The sequence below is a fragment of the Mesobacillus jeotgali genome, assembly GCF_031759225.1.
In the GTDB taxonomy this organism is placed as follows: Bacteria; Bacillota; Bacilli; order Bacillales; family Cytobacillaceae; genus Mesobacillus; species Mesobacillus jeotgali_B.
In genome coordinates this window covers 872,742-894,476 of record NZ_CP134494.1, presented here as the reverse complement: position 1 = coordinate 894,476, position 21,735 = coordinate 872,742, and the positions used below count along the sequence as shown (strand labels likewise).

The 21,735-nt window shown below is 44.7% G+C and carries 17 protein-coding genes and 1 riboswitch; of the genes, 3 read left to right on the top strand and 14 right to left on the bottom strand.

The genetic code is table 11. From position 1 onward, the window contains the following. Positions 1 to 38 precede the first annotated feature (38 nt). From RH061_RS04445 to RH061_RS04420, 6 genes are all read right to left on the bottom strand, one after another. Positions 39 to 491, bottom strand: coding sequence for a GNAT family N-acetyltransferase (locus RH061_RS04445; protein WP_311076263.1), 453 nt, complete (start codon positions 489 to 491; stop codon positions 39 to 41). A gap of 130 nt (positions 492 to 621) precedes the next feature. After that, on the bottom strand, positions 622 to 1,470 hold the full coding sequence (locus RH061_RS04440) for an STAS domain-containing protein (protein ID WP_311074244.1): 849 nt from the start codon (positions 1,468 to 1,470) through the stop codon (positions 622 to 624). A 224-nt stretch (positions 1,471 to 1,694) separates the two neighbouring features. After that, positions 1,695 to 2,309, bottom strand: coding sequence for a protein kinase family protein (locus tag RH061_RS04435; protein WP_311074243.1), 615 nt, complete (start codon positions 2,307 to 2,309; stop codon positions 1,695 to 1,697). Positions 2,310 to 2,374: 65 nt separating this feature from the next. Beyond that, positions 2,375 to 2,767 (bottom strand): sporulation protein, encoded by a 393-nt coding sequence (locus tag RH061_RS04430; protein WP_311074241.1) that lies wholly within the window; start codon positions 2,765 to 2,767, stop codon positions 2,375 to 2,377. Between the two features lie 15 nt (positions 2,768 to 2,782). Continuing rightward, entirely contained in the window at positions 2,783 to 2,911 is a 129-nt protein-coding gene (locus RH061_RS04425) for an FbpB family small basic protein (protein WP_311074238.1), read from the bottom strand. Between the two features lie 413 nt (positions 2,912 to 3,324). Continuing rightward, on the bottom strand, positions 3,325 to 4,170 hold the full coding sequence (locus RH061_RS04420) for a pirin family protein (RefSeq protein ID WP_311074237.1): 846 nt from the start codon (positions 4,168 to 4,170) through the stop codon (positions 3,325 to 3,327). A 184-nt stretch (positions 4,171 to 4,354) separates the two neighbouring features. Further along, a riboswitch (PreQ1 riboswitch) is annotated at positions 4,355 to 4,399 on the top strand. 8 nt (positions 4,400 to 4,407) lie between these two features. Between RH061_RS04420 and RH061_RS04415 the strand changes: the two genes are divergently transcribed. Then, positions 4,408 to 4,893, top strand: coding sequence for a QueT transporter family protein (locus tag RH061_RS04415; protein WP_311074236.1), 486 nt, complete (start codon positions 4,408 to 4,410; stop codon positions 4,891 to 4,893). 423 nt (positions 4,894 to 5,316) lie between these two features. Further along, a complete protein-coding gene (locus RH061_RS04410) occupies positions 5,317 to 6,735 on the top strand; it encodes a glycoside hydrolase family 18 protein (protein WP_311074234.1) in 1,419 nt (472 codons plus the stop codon). Between the two features lie 33 nt (positions 6,736 to 6,768). Here RH061_RS04410 and RH061_RS04405 read toward each other — a convergent pair whose 3' ends face one another. Beyond that, complete coding sequence (locus RH061_RS04405) at positions 6,769 to 7,518, bottom strand: 2-phosphosulfolactate phosphatase (RefSeq protein WP_311074233.1); 750 nt, start codon at positions 7,516 to 7,518, stop codon at positions 6,769 to 6,771. Between the two features lie 326 nt (positions 7,519 to 7,844). Here RH061_RS04405 and RH061_RS04400 point away from each other — a divergent pair, with 326 nt between their 5' ends. Beyond that, positions 7,845 to 10,904, top strand: a complete 3,060-nt coding sequence (locus tag RH061_RS04400) for an efflux RND transporter permease subunit (RefSeq protein WP_311074232.1) — start codon at positions 7,845 to 7,847, stop codon at positions 10,902 to 10,904. A gap of 168 nt (positions 10,905 to 11,072) precedes the next feature. Here RH061_RS04400 and RH061_RS04395 read toward each other — a convergent pair whose 3' ends face one another. From RH061_RS04395 to RH061_RS04365, 7 genes are all read right to left on the bottom strand, one after another. Further along, a complete protein-coding gene (locus tag RH061_RS04395) occupies positions 11,073 to 13,082 on the bottom strand; it encodes a phospholipase D-like domain-containing protein (RefSeq protein WP_311076261.1) in 2,010 nt (669 codons plus the stop codon). A 268-nt stretch (positions 13,083 to 13,350) separates the two neighbouring features. Beyond that, on the bottom strand, positions 13,351 to 14,460 hold the full coding sequence (locus tag RH061_RS04390) for an MBL fold metallo-hydrolase (RefSeq protein ID WP_311074230.1): 1,110 nt from the start codon (positions 14,458 to 14,460) through the stop codon (positions 13,351 to 13,353). Between the two features lie 24 nt (positions 14,461 to 14,484). After that, entirely contained in the window at positions 14,485 to 15,147 is a 663-nt protein-coding gene (locus RH061_RS04385) for an NAD-dependent epimerase/dehydratase family protein (protein ID WP_311074229.1), read from the bottom strand. A gap of 190 nt (positions 15,148 to 15,337) precedes the next feature. Further along, entirely contained in the window at positions 15,338 to 16,891 is a 1,554-nt protein-coding gene (locus tag RH061_RS04380; protein ID WP_311071405.1) for an IS1182 family transposase, read from the bottom strand. A 307-nt stretch (positions 16,892 to 17,198) separates the two neighbouring features. Next, the gene (locus tag RH061_RS04375; RefSeq protein ID WP_311074227.1) at positions 17,199 to 18,815 is read right to left on the bottom strand and encodes an FMN-binding glutamate synthase family protein; all 1,617 of its coding nucleotides are present in this window, start codon (positions 18,813 to 18,815) and stop codon (positions 17,199 to 17,201) included. 15 nt (positions 18,816 to 18,830) lie between these two features. Continuing rightward, positions 18,831 to 19,460, bottom strand: coding sequence for an NAD(P)H-binding protein (locus tag RH061_RS04370; protein ID WP_311074226.1), 630 nt, complete (start codon positions 19,458 to 19,460; stop codon positions 18,831 to 18,833). A 67-nt stretch (positions 19,461 to 19,527) separates the two neighbouring features. Further along, positions 19,528 to 21,606, bottom strand: a complete 2,079-nt coding sequence (locus RH061_RS04365) for a catalase (RefSeq protein WP_311074224.1) — start codon at positions 21,604 to 21,606, stop codon at positions 19,528 to 19,530. Positions 21,607 to 21,735 lie beyond the last annotated feature (129 nt).

Genomic DNA, 21,735 nt, shown 5'->3' with positions numbered 1-21,735 from the left:
TCGACTCGCAGAACGAAGGCCTGCCAATGCCGTGATCTCTATTCGATTTCATAAACCATCCAGTCTGTTTGCATACCGCCCATTTTATTGTAAAGGCTCTGGGCAACATCATTATCCTTTGCCGTTTCCCAAGTCATATAAGCGAAGTCATTCTCCCTTATATATGCCAGGCACTTCGCAAATAGCTGCTCTCCTGCCTTCTGGCCTCTTGCCCCAGCAGAAACGAATAAGTCATTCAGAATCGCCGCCCGTTTTACCTGAAGAGTACTGAAGGTAAAATACAGCGTTGCAAATCCGACAACTTCCTCCTCTATTTCTGCCACAAACTGAATACCCGATTCTGGATGTTCCTGCAAATGTTGAATCAATTTTTTCAGATCAGCTTCATTGGGTTCAGGTTTTTTGTAAAAACCAACAATATACTGGGTCATTAAGTTGTATAGCTCCGAAATATCCCCTTCTTCAGCTTTCCTAATTGTCAGTTCCATTATCTTTCCTCCGAAAAATATATTTTCCTTTACAATCCAAAACATCTTTTCTATCAGTTAAACTGAAATTCTCTTTTTATTTGGTAATTCCTCTTTATAAAAAATAAAAAAGCTGCCGCGGCAGCTTTTGGATTTATGCATTTTGCAGAGTCTGGATCTCTTTGAATGCCTGGTGCAGATTTGATTTTACCATGATACCTTCGAGGTTGAGACCAAGTGTAACCATTGTATGTGCAACCTCAGGACGGATTCCGGTCATGATGGTCTTAACACCTACTAGTGATAGGGCACTGATAACCTTGAAAAGCTGGTCCGCAACCATTGTATCGACGATCATGACTCCTGATACGTCAAAGATAAGATGAGAAAGCTTGAGTTTCACAGCCTGGTCCAGCGTTTCTTCCATCAACAGCTGGGCTCTTTCCGTATCAACATTCCCTACTAGCGGCAATACCCCTACCCCAGGCATTAATGGAACGACTGGTACTGACAATTCCAATAATGCTGTTTTTGCGTTTTCAAGGCTCTTCTGGTGCGCGTCGACAAAAGTCAGGCTGAAGCTGTATATTGCATGGTCCATTAAAGGATCAATAATATCCAGTACATCAAAGACTACTGTTGCAGACATCTCCTTGGCCTCATGTTTGAGCGCCTTCCAGATATGCTCACGATAATAGCTCGTATCTTTAAGTGCCTCATCGAGTGATGCACCAAGTCTATAGATATACTCACCGGTTTCCTTGCCCCAGTTAGTAATTTTTTCAAAAACCTTGCTCTTGTCCTCATGCTCTATCAAAGCCTGGCCGAATAATTCGATGAAGTTAGCACGGATTTCAAGGATTTGAAGTTCAATTTTACCAAGTTCATATTTCTGCGCCTCTGTCAAAACGGCGTCAGAATAGCGGTCTTCATGGACAGCCTTTGCGATTTCGTGCTTCCTGCTGACAATAGCTTCTCCCAATGCTTGCAGTTCTGTGGTCATTTAGATTCCTCCATATGTTCACTGACAGTATGATATATATTTTTCCTACGGATTAGATTTCAAAATTCACTGTTATAATCCATCATAACGCAGTTTTAGAATTCAGGACAAGTTTTTGCACTTATGGGCCTCCACATACAAGGAATCTTACTCGACTGCCATTTTCGCAGTCATGAATTATAAACTATAACAAGCCATTGATAGCAAAAAAAAGACTGCAGCCGTTAATTAATTGATGGCAGCAGTCCTTTCTTATAGAAAAATGCAATTAAATTGATCGCAGGCTCTGGCATTTTCTTGGGAAAACGTTCATGCCTGTAATATTTGTAGAACGCGTTTTTCAAGTCCTCCCACTGGGAGCATCGCTTCGTTTGCCTAAATCTCGCCACATCGATCAGCTTGACTTGATCATCAGGCGTGATGATAATGTTCCGCAGGTGGATGTCGGATGGATTCAAGCCTTTTTCTCTGGCAAGCTTAAGGGCATGATCGACTTCCTCAATATGTCCGGCAGCGATCGGCATGCCATTTGCCAAACATTGATAGAGCGTCATGCCCCGGACATAATCCATGACTAAATAATTCCGTCCTGATTCATGGAGAGCAGGGAAAAATGGATTTCCGGCAAGCTCCTTATAAATTTCCGCTTCTTCTGCTGCAATCTTCTCAAACTGTGGAAAAAATACCTTCAGAACAAGATTTGTACCGTTAATCCTGAACGCAAACGCACTCCTGCCCTCTCCAACAAGTCTTAATGATGAATCTTTATGAACCAAAGCTGCTTTTGATCCACGGATTGAATAGACTACACTGTTTGCAAGATGTTCATATTGATTCATTCTCATGCCCCTTTCCCTTTATTTCCAAAAGGCTGCAAAGGTTTGTTCATTACTGATTCCCAGAATCAGCCCTTTACAACCTTGATCAAATCTTCGTCCCAGCTCTCTATGCCCTGTTTAAAGACTAACTTTGTTTTAAAGTGATAAGAGATATCTTTATTTGAAGGAGGAACATCTTCCGGGAGCAGGAAGCTGAACGGCACGTCATCATCCCCATCCGGCTGGATCTTTAACTGCACATCGATTATTACAGTATCCAGTACGCTTTCTTCCTCAGTCTTTAAGTTAACCATGACAAGGGCACACTCAATCATCTGGAGGTCCTGGTCTACCGTCCCACCCTTAATCAAGAACTTTCCATTCACTGACTCACCTGGGATTAAAACATCCTTCTCCAAAATCAAGTCAATCTGGGCTGAGCCTACCCCCATCAAAGACATATACTTTCGTAATAACATCCTGTTCCTCCGTATTCACTTTTTTGGATTGGTGTATTTCTCATCAAGCCGCTTCTCAATTAGCTCGATCCTCTTCTCGTCTGCTAGCAATTCTTCCTTATTCTTTTTAATTAATTCATTAAAACTAAGCTGTGTTTTTCTCATACTATCCACACTCCAATACTTAAATTTATGTTCGTACATCGTAAAATGTCTCTTTCTATTTATAAATAGCTGAAGATTTGCCTTCATTTTTTCATATGCACGGATCATGGCAATCCTCGCAAGCTTTACCACTTCTCAATCAGGTCAGTGTTCACTTCCGCCGGTTATCCAATAGAATAAAGAAAAGACCTTCACCTAACCTGGTGAAGGTCTCGAAACAAATAAAGACCTTCACCGAATTGGTAAAGGTCTTGCTAACAACTGTCGTTGCCAACAAAGCCGGGAGGGATTCTCCGTAATGACGACTCTGTTGTGAAAGCTACTCCCCTTTAGGAGAAGTATTCGAATTTATACTGTTATGATACATGACTGAATAGCATACGTCAATTATTCAGCTTGAAGGCCAGACTTCCTTATTTTGCCGCCTCTCCGAACTTACCTTCCTGGTAATCACGGTAAGCCTGGCGAATCTCTTCCATTGAATTCATCACGAAAGGACCGTAGGCAACGACTTCTTCTTTGATCGGCCTTCCTGAATAGACCAACACTCTTGATCGCTGGTTTGCTTTCAGGCTTAGTTCGCTTGTTCCCTCGCCTCCGTCATTGAAAGTCAATGTCGCTGCAGCAGACTTTTTAAGGTTTGTACGGCTTGAACCGGCCTCTATATCACCTGAAAGTACATACAGGAAGGCGTTATGTGACTCAGGCAATGCATATGAGAAGTCAGCGCCCTCATCCAGCTGGATTTCTGATAAGGTAAAAGGCACCAGTGGCTCTAGAGGCCCTTGCACTCCAGCTGTTTCGCCTGAGTAAACCTTTAAAGTGCCGCCTTCGAACTGGACAACCGGTGCATGTTCGGAATACACATTTTGATAAGAAGTGGTTGTGCCCTTCAGCTCCTTCGGCAGGTTCAGCCAGAGCTGCAGTGTATGCGCTATGTCATTATCCACTGCCTCTTCTGCATGCCGCGCGCCGCTGCCAGCGTTCATGTACTGGATATCACCAGACTCCAGGATGCTGTGTCCTCCATGGTTGTCAATGTGCTCCAGCCTGCCATCAATGATATACGTGATGGTCTGGAAACCACGATGCGGGTGATCGGAGAAGGTCCCGCGCTTAAACCAATCCTCCGCCATTAAAATGAAAGGATCTAGTTCCTTCCAGTCTTGGGGATTCAGCACAAGCCCTGCCTGGACATGCGGCATCCCTCTTTCCTCATATTGGACTGTCCAATGCTTCTTGATATCTCTTATGAACATCTTCATATCCCCTTTATCGAACTAGCTTACATTACTATCATTAAATTATAACAATCCTATGTAATATTTTAAAATAAAGATACTTTAAACTGAGATATCCTGTGGTTGGCCCAACAACTATTATTCTAAGAAAATTATATTGTGAGAAGGCCTTCTATCCTATATAATATTAAATTGGCTTTTAAATAACGTGGTTCGTAACCATCCCACGTAAAAAAACTAGGAGAGATGAAAAAAATGAATACTAGAACGATTGTCCGGAATGGGATTCTGGCGGCTTTATACATTGCCGTTTCCGCCGTCATCCAGCCATTTGGCTTCACTAATGTGCAATTCCGTGTGTCAGAAATGTTCAACCACCTGATCGTTTTCAATAAAAAATATTTCTTTGGAATCGTTTTGGGAGTATTTTTAACAAACCTGCTCTTTTCACCAATGGTCGCATATGACCTCGTCTTTGGAGTGGGGCAGTCAGTGATATCCTTGTTGATCACGATTTTCACAGCCAAATATATTAAGAGCATCATTGGCCGCATGCTTGTGAACACATTGGTCTTCACATTCACGATGTTCCTGATTGCGATTGAACTGAACCTGGCATTCCAATTGCCATTCTGGTTCACATGGCTGACAACGGCTGCAGGCGAATTCACGGTAATGGCTGTTGGTATACCTGTCATGCTTGCAATCCACAAACGCGTAAACCTTGAAAAATTAGTATAAGATAGATGAAAACGCATGGATAAGAGAGTCCATGCGTTTTGCTATGTCTCAAAATTGAAATTCTAGATACCGACTTAAGCTTCAACTGCGATTTGCCCGAACTTGCACCTACTTCGGACATTTCAATCAGCTTCTCCTCTAATTTTGTCCGAACTTGCACCCACTTCGGACATTTCAATCAGCTTCTCCTCTAATTTTGTCCGAACTCGTACCTACTTCGGACATTTCAATCAGCTTCTCCTCTAATTTTGTCCGAACTCGTACCTACTTCGGCCATTTCAATCGGATTCTCCAGTAATTCTGTGCGAACCCGGCAGATATTTATCAAACTCTTATGTACAGGCCGATAAACATCCTCCTTCAACATATAATAACTTTTTTTCTCATAGCATATTGTAGGACTTTTTCCTGAGGGGGTTCATTATGATCATTCATGTTGTGCAAAGAGGGGAAGCTCTGTGGCAGATTTCAAACAGATACCAGGTGAGTGTAACACAAATCAGCGAAATAAATGACCTTGAAAATCCAAATCAATTGGCAGTGGGCCAGGCATTGCTTATTCCATCTTATGATGCATTTCATTCGGTTCAATACGGTGAGGCACTATGGTCCATTGCCCAGCGTTACGGAACGACCGTGGATGCCATCATCCGTGCTAATGCCATAACCAACCCTGCTCTGATCTACCCTGGGACCGTACTCCGCATACCTGCTTCCCGCCACATCATCCAACGCGGCGAGACCTTATGGCAAATTTCCCAGCGCTATGGTGTAACCGTACAGGCAATCATCAAGGCTAATCAGATTCAAAATCCTAATCTTCTTTATCCAGGGACGATCCTCGTCATTCCAAAACCGAAACCGACGATTGAATCAAATTCCTTCACTTACCATTCTGACGAAAAGGCGATAGAACTTGTCGGTGAAGTTGCTGACCTGATGACCTATATCGCTCCGTTCGCATATGTCATCCAACCTGATGGTTCCCTAATCCTTTACATGAAGGACGATACCGAAGCTATCCAGACAGGACTGGCACAAGGGGCATTGCCAATGATGTCGATCACCAACTTTACATCGACAGAAGCCGGAGAGAACATAGCCCATGCAGTTCTCGCCAGTGAAGCGAATCGTAATACATTGCTCAACAATATCCTTTCTGTCATGCGAGAAAAAGGTTACCGCGGCTTGAATATTGATTTTGAAAATGTACTGCCTGCAGACCGAGAGTTTTATAATACCTTTCTTCAAGAAGCTGTTGATGCACTCCATAAAGAAGGCTATTTCGTTTCAACTTCGCTTGCGCCGAAAGTCAGGGCTGACCAAAAAGGTTTATTATACGAAGCCCATGATTATCCCGCACATGGCAGAATAGCGGATTTCGTCGTTTTGATGACCTACGAATGGGGATACCGCTTTGGTTCGCCGCAGGCTGTTTCACCATTGAATGAAATCAGAAGAGTGCTTGATTATGCAGTTACTGCGATTCCAAGGAATAAGATCCTGATGGGCTTCCAGCTATATGCCAGAGACTGGATCATCCCCCATGTCCAGGGCCAGGAAGCTGAAACATACAGCCCTCAGGAAGCTGTCAGCCGAGCCATCAAATATGGAGCTGCAATCCAATATGATACAGTGGCAGCATCACCCTATTTCCGCTACACCGATGAACAGAGCCGACAGCACGAGGTATGGTTCGAAGACGCCCGAAGCGCCCAGGCTAAGTTTGACCTGATCAAGCAATACAACCTGCGTGGCGTCAGCTACTGGGTGCTCGGCTACCCATTCCCGCAAAACTGGGCTTTGCTGGAGGATAACTTCAATATTAAAAAATTGACATAGTTTGAAAGTGCCCGGCTCCAAGCCAGGCACTTTCTATTTATATATAATAAACCTTCCTTCATTTAAAACGGGCACGATGTCCGTCAGATTTAATTGGCTGCAAAACTTCACATCTTCCTCATATCCTCTTTCTCTCAATTCACGTCCGCTGCCTGAATCCCAAACCAATTCTCTTAATCGAGATTCCGAACTTTTAAAAGCTCCAGCGCATACCTCTGCTTCCGGGGACTTGCTGCCGCCAAGAGCTGCAAGGATGGCCCCTGCTCCTAAATAATCCTCTATGGACGGCCTAAGCCGGTCTTCATTTTCATGGGCATCATTCCACAGTTCCCCACATGGCACGACCGTGATGTCTGCTCCTGTTTCCTGCTGCAGTGTATCCGCAACCACCGCAGCCGCAGAAGCATTGAGCAATGACCCAATCAATAGTGCTGGCACTTTGGAAGCAATCCACGAACAATATGCACCATTGAGTGAAGATAATACATAACGCTGGTTGCGATGCTCCTGATTAAATGTTACCGGCGACAAGGTGGGATTTCCCGTCCTTGCTGCTTCTGCCCTGCCAAGTATATATGTTGCTCCAATGCCGCTCGCATATTTTTTGCCATCGAGATTTGGAGGGTATGGAAAGATCACTGCCCCTGCATTCAATGCAGCGACAACTGTTGAGGAAAAGCTTAGTACATCGATAATGATGACAATATCCCCTCGGCCGGCTGCTTCCCTTGCCCCTCTTCTTCCCCATTCCATTTTCACTTTAAAAGGAGCCTGACTGAACATGAAACTCACCTCGTTTTTTTACAAAACTATATTCTCGTTTTATATGCCTATTCCTTCTCAGTCTTAAGCCCTATATGAAAATCTGTCTCTGGCTCATTATGAATATCCCACACGAGGGATAAAATGGAAATATCTTAAAGGACATGGAAAATTTCTTACTTTCTTCAGATGATTAATACACAGATAGGTATTTATATGGAAAAATATTAATAAAAACGCAAATAAATAGTTATTTTTTCCTATGAATATGTGTATAATCTGTTTTCGGGTGAATAAATTAGAAATTTTTTACAATCCTATTTTGCGATAATAATGGGGAGGAACTTATGGATTTATTAAGATTTATTGTTCAAAGGAAAATCTTGATCAGTTTAATGGTTGTATTAGTTTTATTGATTGGCAGCTTTTCAGTTTTAAAACTCGATAAGGAACTCTTTCCATCAATCAAGATGGATGGTGCTTATGTGGAAATCTATGCAGGGGAAATGCCGGCAATTGAAGTGGAAAGAACCATCACTACTCCGCTTGAAAAAAAGATCCTCGGCATTGAAGGTGTAGAGGAAGTCCTTTCGAGCAGCAACATCGGAAAAAGTTCCATGCAGCTAACAATTGAACGTGGCCGTGGAGAGGAAGTATTCAAGGAAGTCGAGTCAGTTGTTAATTCCACAACCTCCGATATGAGCGGTGTCAAAGATGTGATGACCGGACAATTTGGCACTAGCCAGGCTTACGACTTTTTCATGGATGTATCTGGCTCTGACATGGAAAAGATGACAGCCTTCACTAAGAATATTCTGGAACCAAGGCTGGAAGCTCTTCCTGAAGTTCATGATGTCTTGCTTTCAGGCAGCCTGGAAAAAGAAGTGACTGTTGAACTGAAGCGTGACGAACTATTAAAAAACGGGCTGGATGCCGCACAGGTGATTGGAGCAATCCAGCAGGCAAACAATGAAGCAACACTGGGCCAGCTAAACAACGAAACAAACTCCCCTTCTCTTAGATGGAATACACAGCTAGAATCGGTCGAGAATGTTAAAAACCTTCAAATCCCGGCAGCGAATGGTTTTATCAAATTAACACAGATTGCAGACGTTAATCTGCAGCCCCTGGAAAGCTCCTCATTCGTCTGGAAAAATGGCTCGAAGGATTTCATTTTTGTCCAGGTAGGCAGAGTAGCCGATGCCACTCAAATCGAGATGGCGGAGGCAGTGCGTGAGGAAATCAAACAAATCAGAAAAGAAGGCTTGGTCAGCGGCGTTGAATTGAATGAAATGGTTGCCCAGGCGGATTATGTCAAGGAATCCATAGATGGTGTGACAAGCAACATCCTGTTTGGTGCCGCTATTGCCGTTGCGATCCTTTTGCTGTTCTTGAGAAATATCCGTGCTACATTGATTGTCGGACTATCGATCCCAACATCAGTGCTGCTCACTTTCGCTTCAATGTGGGTTTTTGGTTACAGCTTCAATATGCTGACCCTGATTGGTCTCGGACTCGGAATCGGGATGACGGTCGATTCATCCATCGTTATTCTTGAATCCATTTACCGCAAAAAAGAACTAGGTTTAAAGAGTCTTGAGGCAGTCATTAACGGAACCAAGGAAGTAGCTACTGCCGTACTGGCTTCGATGCTGACGACGATCGTCGTGTTCGTGCCAATCGGCCTGCTTGGCGGTGAGATGGGCTCCTTCATGATCATCCTTTCCGTTGTTGTCGCCATCACGCTCATCAGCTCTGTGATTGTTTCATTCACACTGATTCCTTCTCTATCCGAGAAGTTCCTGAAGCTGAAAAAGAAAGAAAAGATTAACAAAGATGGCCGCCTTGTACGTGGATACAGCAAAATGATTTCATGGACCATCAAGAAAAAACGCCACAGCTTTGCTGTCATCGGCCTTTTCTTCCTGATGCTCATTGGATCGCTTATGCTTGTAACAAAGATTCCAATGACCATCATGCCAGACATGATGAACCGCTATGCTGAGCTCATGGTAACCGTCGAACCGGGTCTAAACCTGGATGAAAAACAGGAAATCGTAAGTGAAATGAACAAAGCATTAGACGAAATTCAAGATGTTGAATCAAACTATGTAATGGATAACGGCAACATGCTTTACACGATCATCAACATGACAAAAGGCGATGAAATCACAAGAGAACAAAAAGATGTAAATGAAGAAATCCTTAAGTCATTACGAGGTCTTGAAGAGAAGGTACCTTTGAAAAGCGCAGCAGCAGCTATGTCTGGAGGCGGCGGTTCCCCTGTTCAAGTCAATATCTCAGGTGAAAGCTTTGATGAACTCCAATCTACTGCTGACGGGTTTATTGAAGAGCTTAAGTCTATTGAAGGAATTGTAGCAGTCGAAAACTCCATTGAAAGAACTTCAGTTGAACAAGTCGTCCAACTGAATGAGTCTGAAATTGAAAAAGCGGGATTGTCACAGCCGCAGATCAAGCAATTCATTGAGCAGGCCTTTTTACAGATGCCTGTAGGGGAACTGAAAATCAATGAGGAAAACGTTCCGTTAAAAGTGAAATGGGACGAAGAGATGAACACTAAATCCGCTTTGCTTGACCTGAAAGTACCAACTCCTTCAGGTGAGAAAAAGCTATCTGAGTTCATCTCATTGAAGAGCGTCGAAAATCCAAACGAAATCTCTCACAAGGATGGCGAACGATATATCACGATTTCTGCAGATATTGAAGGAAAAGACCTGGGCACCATCAACCGAGAAGTCCAGAAGCTGATGGACAGCTATGACGTACCAGAAGGCTACAGTATTGCACCTGCAGGGGATCTTGAGCAGCAGCAGGAAATGGTTCAGGATATGGTTCTGATCCTGTCGATTTCCATCTTCCTTGTATACCTGGTTATGGCTGTCCAGTTCAACCATCTGGGACACCCGCTGATCGTCATGTCCGTCATTCCGATGACCATCGTCGGCGTCATTCTCGGATTATTCCTGACACAGCAGGAATTGAGCATCATGTCCGGAATGGGCATCATCATGCTGATCGGGATTGTCCTGAACAACGCAATTTTATTGATTGACCGCACCAATCAACTGCGCAATGAAGGCTTTACAGTCCAGGAAGCACTCGTTGAAGCTGGTAAAAACCGCATCCGTCCAATTTTGATGACAACACTGACAACAGTTGGCGGCATGCTTCCACTTGCAATGGCTTCAGGGGAATCAGGCAACTACCAGGCACCAATGGCTACTGCCATCATTGCCGGCCTGAGTTTCGCAACCCTGATCACCCTGCTGCTGATTCCAGCCGTTTACTGCATCTTCACAAGAAGCGCTGAAAAGCGAAGCTGGTTCAGTAGGAGAGCTAAGAAAAGAAAAGAAACTATCACACCTGTTCCAGAGGTATTGAGCTAAACAACGATAGGAGGCAAAGCGATTTTTGGAATCGTTTTGCCTTCTTGCTTTTTCAGGAGTGTCAGGACATCTAGATCCTTTCACATTTTCTCGCGAGATTTTCACTAGGGCATTTTGCTATCGCTATAAATATAAAAGTGCCTAACCACTCGGTTAGACACTTTTTTGTTACTGCAATATTCCGCCAGCCTGGACATAGCGTGCGTTGAATTCTTGCACGAACTGGTTGGTGATGGCTGCGTCATGGATGATCAGCATGTTCTCGTCATTCACATTGTTGCCATTGTTGCTCCAGTTCGTTGATCCGACGATGACAGTCGGGTCACTGTCTGTATCGGCATCGATCAGCATTGTTTTGCTGTGGAGCTTGCGTGTCTCTGCATCCGCATAAACAGGTGCTGGGTTATTCCAGCGCGTGTTTGGATTGTTCACGCTTGTCTGTGAAGCAGTCCGCCCTGTCATATCGACACTCGCAGACCACCACTGGTTCCAAAAATCAGAGTCGAACAACCCTTTCACATCAAAACCAGTCAAGGTTCCTTCCATATCATTGTAGGATCCTTCCCACTTATTCTTCAATTCATCCGCTAACGCCTGGTCGCTCCAGGCAAAAATCGAAAAGTATGTATTGAAGTCAGCTTCGTGTCGGATCAGCTCGGCCATTTTCCCCACTGCGTTATCCCCTGCAGAAAAATAGATTTCGACCTTTTTCCCATTGATATCAAGTACATGTGTAGTATTGTCAGTTTTTCGTGTGCTGAAATTCGACGATGCCGGATCTGGATTCACTGTATCGCTGCCCCACATTTCATTGAATTCTGTTTCATAGATACCTGCCAGATGTGGCCAGTTGATTTCGACAATCTGATTCTGGTTGCCGTCAAGGATTCCCTGTTGCATATTTTCATCTGAACCATAAAGTCCAGTGACCGTAAAATTCCATGTTCCCGTAAATACCCAACGGTCATCGACAATTGCGAATTTATTATGCATCTGGTTTCCAGGACTATAGTAGCTCCCTTCCGATTTTGCCTCAGCATCAACGAACAGTCTGCCAGTCGTCGTACTGTTTCCGACAGTGGCAGTTTCTTGTGCAATATCGCTTACACTGGCCGGCAATCCTTTCTCCATTCTTTTCGCGCTGTCTTCCACTGCGAACATTGGTGAGTCTGAAAAAACAACAATGTCATCTGCGGTGCCGATTTTCAGGTCCTCTCCGCGCACCATTTTTTCCAAGTAAAGCCGCATCGTTTCGAAGCGTTCTGCATAGTGAGGGTCCGCTGCGTCCTTTGAATCCGCAATCACACGCACATCTATACCCTCTGCCGCTTTCGCAATCAAAGTATCAACCACTCGCGGAAGGTTGATTTCATATGTAGCAAAATCAATGCTCTTTGTTGCCGAGTTCAGCCTCTTGATTAAAATATCCTCAAAGTTCACATTATAGTTCGCCTCATTCCCTGCTGAAGCATACTGTGGAAATGCGCATTTATTAAAATAAACGTTCATTGCACCCTCAGCTTCGGAAACATTATTCACACGCTGCGTCCTGTCATCACAAACGCTTGGTGCTACAGGAGGTGTCGAACCACCACCTGCATCGCCGCCAGAACCGCTGCCATCTGCACCTGTTGAATTGAAGGCCTTTGGAGTTCCGATTCCATCAGCGTAGCTTGCACTGGCAGTTGCCCAGTTCGTGGAATCGAGGCCCGAAACACCTGGGTCAATTCGTTCCATTGACGCTTTCGCCGTATTATCACCCGCATACCAGCTGTCTACCTCGTCGATCACCGCTCCGGATGCATCAATCAATTTAAGATGTTCAGCTGTGTTTCCCAGCGACCCGCTGTAGATAAGATCAGCCTGGATTTCTGTTACGGATTGGTCATCTGTTTTTTCAAGCAAAAAATAACCGTTTGCTGGAAGAGTGCCGCTCAGCGTGATGGCAGGTGCACCATCGGCTGCATTCAGCTGCCAGCCGTCAAGCACTACATCAGAACCTGAATTGTTATAAAGTTCGATCCATTCATCGCTATAGCTTTTGTTCGTGCCCATCCAGGCAACTTCACTGATGACTACATTCGCGGTCTCAGCAGCATTCACGGTTGGTGCACTGGTCATGAATGACGGGTAAAGAGTTGAAAATAATAGAATCATTGCTGGTAAAACAGAAATCATTTTCTTCAACTTTGACTACCTCCTCAAATATAAATCCAAGATAATCATAATGTAAAAAAGTTGTCGAAATATGATGATTTTGTAAATTTTACGAAAAATGATTCTATTTAAGGAGTTTAAAACTAGTGTGAACAATCACAAAGGAATCTATTGACCCAGAAACCTTCCAACCTGTTTCCAATCCTATCTACAAAAAAAGATTCCAATTGAATATGGAATCCTTTGCACTTATAAAACTGATGTAAGCGTGTCAAAACCAGACACCCTTTTACATTCTAACTTTGGTCAACCCCCACCAGACTGTTGCTGGATAATCATCAAGTCCAACCGTGAACGTCTCTCCAATCCTCGGGGTCGCTATCTGGACTCCTGCTTCTTTCGCTGACCGGACTGCCCTTTCAACAGGATCATGCCATGCGTGGAGAGCAAGGGTGAAAGCTCCCCAGTGCACTGGTATCATCAGCTTTCCTTGTACGTCCTGATGTGCCTGAACTGTTTCTTCAGGCATCATATGAAGCGCTGCCCATCGAGCGTCATACTGGCCGCATTCCATCAATGTTAAATCAAATGGGCCATATTTTTCGCCGATTTCTTTAAAATGTGGACCATAGCCGCCATCTCCGCTGTAAAAGATGTTTGCTTCATTGCCATTGATCACCCAGGAGCACCAGAGGGTGGCATTCCTGTCGGTAAGACTTCGGCCAGAAAAATGGCGGGCAGGGGTACAGGCAAGCTGAAGCCCATCGAAGGAGAATTCATTCCACCAATCATGTTCCTGGATGATTTGAGGTGAAATTCCCCATCTCTGCAGATGTGCTCCTACTCCGAGTGGAGCGATAAAATTCTTCACCTTACCCTTTAGTTTCATGATCGAGCCATAATCCAAATGATCGTAATGATCGTGCGAAAGTACAACTGCATCTATAACCGGAAGGTCCTCAATCTTAAAAGGCAGTTCCTTGCTATACCGCTGGTTTCTCACCGGAAACGGAGTCGGTGCTTTCCCGAACATCGGGTCGAATAATATAGTCTTGCCTTCTATTTCAAGCAGGAAGGCAGAGTGCCCAAACCAGGTCACTTTTGCTGCTGAATCTTCTTTTGCTCCAGGTGCATATGAAGCCATCTGAATCGGGACTACCGGCCTTCTCTCTGGATTGCCTTTTATATAGTCCCTCATCATCGAAATCATTGAGCTGAAACTGGTATTCCATGAAGTTTCAACCTGATTGATAAACCTTCCGTTTCGATATTGCGTAGAGCTCGCGTAAATGGATTTTCTTTCATGAGTATGTTTTCCGCCAAAAGCCGGATAGTAGGTCAGTACAGCATAAGCTGCCAATAAAAATAACGCCAAGAATATGAATAGATTCAACATCATGTATACCTCACAAGAATTGATTGATCATTGGCCCATTTCCTGGATTTTTTCAGATGGATATACCGTAAGTCCCGGCGCATCTTTCTGGGCTGCCTGATACATGGCGGATGCTACCGTCCTGCCTTCGATGGCTCTGAATTTCCTGAGCGGCCCAGCAAAAAGGAATGGGACTTTCGTAAAAATGGCAGCAGCCGTTCTTTCACCCAGCCTGAATTCATCCCGCTCTCCCAATAACAAAGATGGACGGAAGATGGCGGTTGTCTCAAATGGAATTTGTTTGATCTCTTCTTCTAGCTTCCCTTTCATTTTCGAATAGAAGATCGGTGATTCAGGATTGGCATTCATCGAACTGACGAGTAAAAATTTCTTTGCTCTCTGTGAACTGGCCAACCTGGCAATCGCCACTGGATAATCGACATCTATTTTCCACATTGCTTCCTTTGTCTTCGCCTTCTTGATTGTTGTCCCCATGGCACAGAAGACTTCATTAACAGCAAAAATCTCTTGGTGCTGATCCAGATGATCGAAATCCACGATTCTTTCTTCGAGTTTAGGATGATCGATTCCAATCGATCTTCTTACAAGCGCTACGACTTTATTATATTCGTTCGCATTTAATAGAAACTCCAGCAACTCTTTTCCTATCAAACCGGTCGCACCGACAATCAAAGCTGTTTTACCCGCCAAGCAAGTAACCCCCTAATTCATACCGTAATACTTTCTAATTTTGCTGATAAGAATATTTTAACCTTAAAACGAGGCTGACTCAAAAGGTTGAATAAATTCGACCTGAGAGTCGCCTCTTTTACTTTTTATCCAATTTATGGGTTTGGATTTGATGGATTTATAAGGGAAAGAGGGATATTCCTCCCCTTAGTTACCCTAATTTTTGTTCGCTTTCCTTGTTGGCTGCCCACTTCAAAAGATTGTGTGCAGCGCAAATAAGACCCCAATCCGTGGTATTTTTGGAGAGGCCTCTTAACCCAAATCTTTTAAACCCTCGATTGTGTTTAATCTGCCCAAATACTGGCTCGACATCTATTTTTCTCTGCCTGTATCTTTGGCTTCCTTCTTCCGCAGCCAATCGTTCCCGAACTTCTTTTCGTTGTTGTTGGTTTTTCACTGAGACCTGTACGGTCTTTGTATCTTTGTCTTTGGCACAGGTTGTTTGGAATGGACAGTTCATACAATCGGTACAGCGGTACGTGCGCTTCACGGAATCGTAACCGTTGTCGGACTTTCTTTGACTCTCATACTGGAAAACCAGGCGTTTTCCGTTTGCACAAATCCATTCATCTAGCTCTTCGTCATACTCCATATTTTCAACTCGGCCAATTTGTTCCTTCCATGCCTTTGTCTGTTCCTTGTCAAAAGTATTGTATTTAATGTACGCTTCTATTTCCTGTTCTTCACAATGTGCATAGTTCTCTTCGCTTCCATAACCAGAGTCGGCAATAACGGCCTTTGGCTTCGGGCGGTTATGTTTTTCCAAAAGTTCAAGATGGGGAATCATGCATCCAGGATCTCCAGCCCGTTGATGGAGGCTGAAGTTGGTGATGAACTGATTTTCTGTTCCAATCTGAACATTATATCCAGGCTTTAACTGCCCGTTCATCATGTGGTCCTCTTTCATTCGCATAAAAGTGGCATCGGTATCCGTCTTAGAAAAGCTGTTTCTCTCTCCAAAAGTCTGTTTCTGAAGTTCATACTTCTGCTTTCGAGGTAGAAGGTCTTTTTCCAGTTGGCGCTTTGCCTTCTTTAAAGGTTTGTTTTTTGGATCCTGTTCCAGTCTCTCTTCCAGCTTTTTAATGGTTTCTTCAATTTTTGCAGAAGAGATGGGTGTCTCTTCGAGCTTTTCCTGAAAATCTTGTTCCCTTTCTGCTTCTTCATCTTCTTTGGTGATTTGTTCAATCCCAAAGACAATCTGGCGGAATTTCTCGTCCAACTTTTTATCGTATTTTTCAGTGGACTTCTTCCAAACAAAAGTATACTTGTTGGCGTTTGCCTCCAATTTGGTCCCATCCAGGAAATAGTCTTCTAGCTTCACAAGTCCTTCCTCCCGAAGGAGGTCGACTATGGAAAAGAACGTCTCATAGATGACATCTTTCATGCGTTCGGAACGGAAACGGTTGATGGTACGAAAATCAGGCTTCTGTTCGCCGGAGAGCCACATGAACATAATATTCTCTGTTAGCTGTTTCGCGATTTGTCGAGAGGAATAAATACGGTTGGCATATGCATAAAGAATGACTTTTAACATCATTTGAGGATGGTAAGGCGGCCGTCCTCCACCAGGATAAAGAGAGAGAAAGATATTGGGGTTCATCTGGTCGACGGCAAAATCAATCAATCGAACAAGGTGCTGTTGAGGAATCAAAACTTGAATGTCCATTGGAAGGGTCAATTGGTTTGTGTTATAATTTTTATACAAGAAAATCTCTCCTTTTGTATAGTTGGTTGTGGTGACTTAATTATAACAAAAGAGGTTTTTCTTGTATTTTTTTGCACAAAAAATGAATTTAGAAACCTGAGTTGATTGGAGTGGAAGGCGCGTAGACTCCTGCGGGCGCAGCTGGTCAGGTGAGACCCCGCAAGAGCGAAGCGATGAGGAGGCTCAGCGCCAGCCCCGCGGAAAGCGAAGCGCCTGGAACGGAAATCAACGGACCATTTTTACAAGTAGTCTCAAAAATAAAGAGGGTGCCCAAAAGTTTATACTTTTGGGACACCCTCGCTTGATTCTAATCTATCTTTCTTTCCTTTTGTAATTGTGTTCTCCTTGCAGCAATGATCAAATCTTCTACTGGGGACACACGCCCAAGTTCATCTTTGTGGACGATATGTTTCCGCTTAAACTGTGTCGGGCTGTCCAAGCCTGCAGCGGCTGCCAGATTGTACAGGCCTTCACGCAATGAGATGATATAATTGGCGACCCGGTACATTTTTTCATCCACGACAAGTCCATCCTGAAGCTTCTTGTCTGTGGTCGCCACTCCTGCCGGGCAAGTATTTGTGTGGCATACCTGGGCCATGATGCAGCCGACACTGATCATCATCCCGCGGGCGATGTTCACGAGGTCCGCTCCCATTGCGAGAGCGATCGCCACTTTATCAGGAGTAATCAATTTCCCTGAAGCAATCAGCTTCACCCGGTCCCTGATTTCATACTGGCGAAGCATTTCATCTACAACAGGCAAAGCCGAATGGATTGGCAGTCCGACTGTGTCCGCCAGCTCCTGGTAGGTTGCTCCCGTACCGCCTTCTCCGCCATCAACGGTGATGAAATCAGGACCTTTCCCGCTTTCCTTCATGTAAGCAATCATATTTTCAAGTGCGTCCATATCACCGACGACAATCTTGATTCCTATCGGTTTGCCGCCAACCGAGCGTAATTCTTCAATCCAATCGAACATCGATGGGACATCGCTGAACTCATAGAAACGGTTCGGGCTGTTGATTGTCTTCCCGACATCCACCAGACGGATCTTGGCGATTTCTTCGGTTACCTTCTCACCTTCAACATGGCCGCCGCGCGTCTTCGCTCCCTGTGCTAGCTTAATTTCAAACGCTTTTACCTGGGGCATTTCACTTTTCTTCTTGAACTCTTCCCATGAAAACTCTCCGCTCGGTTTACGCACCCCAAAAAGGTCTGGCCCGATTTGCATGATGATATCTGGGTTCCCGGCAAGGTGATGGTCGGATAATCCGCCTTCCCCTGAATTCATCCATGTCCCGCCTGCCAGCCCAAGCCCTTTTGAAAGTGCCTGGATCGCTTTTTCACCTAGGGCCCCATAGCTCATTGCCGACTGACCTACCTGCCCCTTCACCCTGAAAGGATAGCGACAGGTATGCTCGCCAAGCACAACAGCATCATCATCCTTCAAATAATAAGGATCAGCCAGTTTTTCCTCGCTATGCTCTTTCCTTGTAAAAAGGCCTTCCCCATCAATCTTGTAAACTCTTGTTTTAATTTTATCAGCGTTATCGACCTTCATTTCATCAGTCAATTTAGGAAATAGCGTATTCCTGATGTAAAATCCTTCTGCCTCGAAATCTCGAAGCGATCCGAATCCAATCAATCTTTCTTTATACTTGCCTGCCTTTACGACATCCTGGTACTCCTTTCGGGAGAAAGGCTTACCCTCATTGTCTGCATTGAATAAGTACTGGCGCATTTCCGGACCAATGTGCTCGGTAAAATACCGAACCTTTCCAAGCACAGGAAAATTCCTTAGAATGGAATGCTGCTGCTGCCTGTCATCTTTAAAATATAAATAGATAAAGAGAAGGACAGGGACCAGGATAATCAATGCTATGAAAATAAACAAGCCGATCACTAGATAATCCGTCAAACCCATTGAAATCCTCCTTTCCTATAATGAAGATAAAGCTTTTGTTATGACTGTATCTCCTTCTGCCACTTCGAAAGTTTTGTTAAAAGCAGCCTCGTTTTCCAGCGATATGACTAATACCTCCGCGATGTCCTCATTTGAAATTTCAAGCTCATTTGAATCCAGCGTTTCAGCTGCAGATACTTTCCCATGACCGGGTTTATCTGTTAAAGCTCCCGGCTGCACGATGGTATACGTCAAATTGGATTGCCGCAGCAACTCATCGGGCATCTCTTTCGCGCCAATTTCCCGGCTGTCATCGCCTTCCGCTTCATTGGCCATGATGGCGCTCATCATCACAAAACGCTTAACACCCTGCTTCTCTGCTTCTTTTACAGTCTCAATGACCGACTCATGGTCCACCATTACAGTCCGGCCTGTTTGGGCCCTCGGATTGGTGCCAGTTAGATAAATGGCGGCATCATATCCTTGGAATAATGTCGGCAGGATTCTTTCTTCATATAGAACTACTTCTGTAGCTCCTCTCTTTTTCAGCAGATCGATCTGATTCTCATCGCTGACGACCGCACAGGATGTATATCCATTTTCCATCAGCTTGCTGACAACAAACTCCCCGACGCTGCTATGAGCCCCAATAACGATTACCTTCATTACATTCCCTCCTTTGTAAAAAAGAGAAACAGATAATATCCGTTTCTCTTTTTGAATTACTTAGTCATTACATCATTCGGTTCCAGTGGCGGTGCGCAATAACTGCATCGATGAATTTCTGGCTGTCGCCTGTCACTTCCTTGCTGCTCTCGAAAACGACTACACCAGGAGCACCTTCAGCATTTATGCCTGCCGCTGCGAATAGAACTGATCCCTCTATTCCAGCACCAATTGCCTTGAAATGGCTGTATGCTTCATCGACGAAATATACTGCTTCTTTCTTTTGCTTTAGGCTTTCCACGCTTTGCTGTCCGCCTGCTACATACAGGGCATCGTACAATACGGAACTGCTTGTAAGGAACGTGTGATTCACTTCGATTTCTCTACCGTCATCGCCTTTAAGCATGCCCAGTTTCTGGCTGATGACTTCCGCGGTGATGCCGCTTTTTTCCAGCATTTCCATCAAGCCGAAAATTTCAGCGCCATTGAAGCCATTGTCAGCAAGGATCGCTACCTTTCTTGTATTTGGCAGTTTCACAGTATTCATCTGGCTAAGCGCCGGTGAAGTCAGCGTCACTTCCATCGGCTTGCTGTCTGCCGGAACTTCCATGCCCAGACTATCCGCCACCTGCTCTGCAAGGAAGGAGTCAATATTACTCAGCATCTCGACAACCTTCTTTTGGATGTCCTTGCTTTTCACTTTTCCAAGCTCAAAGCTGTAAGCGTCGATAATATGCTGTTTTTCCACATCCGACATGCTGTTCCAGAAAAGGATCGCCTGGGAATAGTGGTCATTGAAGCTGTCACTGCGCTGACGGACCTTCCTGCCTTCCACTTTTTCCTGATAATGCTCAAAGCCTCCCTCGTTCGCAGGAACAGGCTTTGGATTGTTATTCTGCAAGGAGTTCTGATGATAGGAAACCTGTCCTCGGTCAATCGTCATCCTGTGCATGCCGTCGCGCTGGTTGTTATGGAATGGACAAACTGGCCTATTAATCGGGATCTCATGGAAATTAGGACCGCCAAGACGTGTCAGCTGGGTGTCTGTATAAGAGAACAATCTTCCCTGCAAAAGCGGGTCATTCGTAAAATCGATACCTGGCACTACATGGCCCGGATGGAAAGCGACTTGCTCTGTCTCAGCAAAAACATTCGTGACGTTCCGGTCCAGAGTCATTTTTCCGATGATCTTGACGGGTACTAATTCCTCTGGCCAGATTTTCGTAGGATCCAGCACATCAAAATCGAATTTAAATTCATCTTCTTCCTCAATCATCTGGACGCCAAGCTCAAATTCCGGATAATCGCCTTTCTCAATAGCCTCATACAGATCTTTGCGATGAAAATCCGGATCTTTCCCGGCAAGCTTTTGCGCTTCATCCCAAACCAGTGAGTGGACTCCCAGCACCGGCTTCCAATGGAATTTTACAAAACGGGCCTTGCCTTGTTCATTGACAAAACGGAAAGTGTGGACCCCGAACCCTTCCATCATCCGATAGCTGCGCGGAATGGCGCGGTCGGACATCGCCCAAATGACGGTATGCGCGGACTCCGGATTATTCACAACAAAATCCCAGAATGTATCATGGGCGGTCGAAGCCTGCGGAATTTCATTGTGCGGCTCAGGTTTGAAGGAATGGACCAAATCAGGGAATTTAATCGCATCCTGGATGAAAAAAACAGGGATATTGTTACCGACAAGGTCGTAATTGCCTTCCTCTGTATAAAACTTGGTCGCGAACCCGCGTACATCACGGACAGTATCACCAGATCCACGTGAACCTGCCACCGTTGAAAAACGCACAAAGACCGGTGTCTTTTTGCCCGGATCCTGCAAGAATTTCGCTTTCGTATATTCAGCCATTGGCTCGTACACCTGAAAGTATCCATGAGCCGCATACCCTCTTGCGTGGACTGCACGCTCAGGAATCCGTTCATGGTCAAAATGGGTCATCTTTTCACGGAAGTGGAAATCCTCCATCAATGTCGGTCCGCGCACTCCCGCCTTCAAGGAATGCTCATCATCTGTTACACGCACTCCCTGATTCGTAGTCAGCGCCTCCCCATCATGTCCAGATCTGAATTGTTCAAGCTGCTGATCCTTGGAAGTCTCGTTCACAGAATGATTCTTCTCGTCTTTATTCATCGATTATTCCTCCCGTTCTAGATGTGGGAGCATGTGGACTTCTATGTAATCGCTCTCAGGCTGCCTTTTTATCGTACCAACAGACACCATGCCCCTATATGGTCGTATACCACAAGCTAAAGCCCGCTA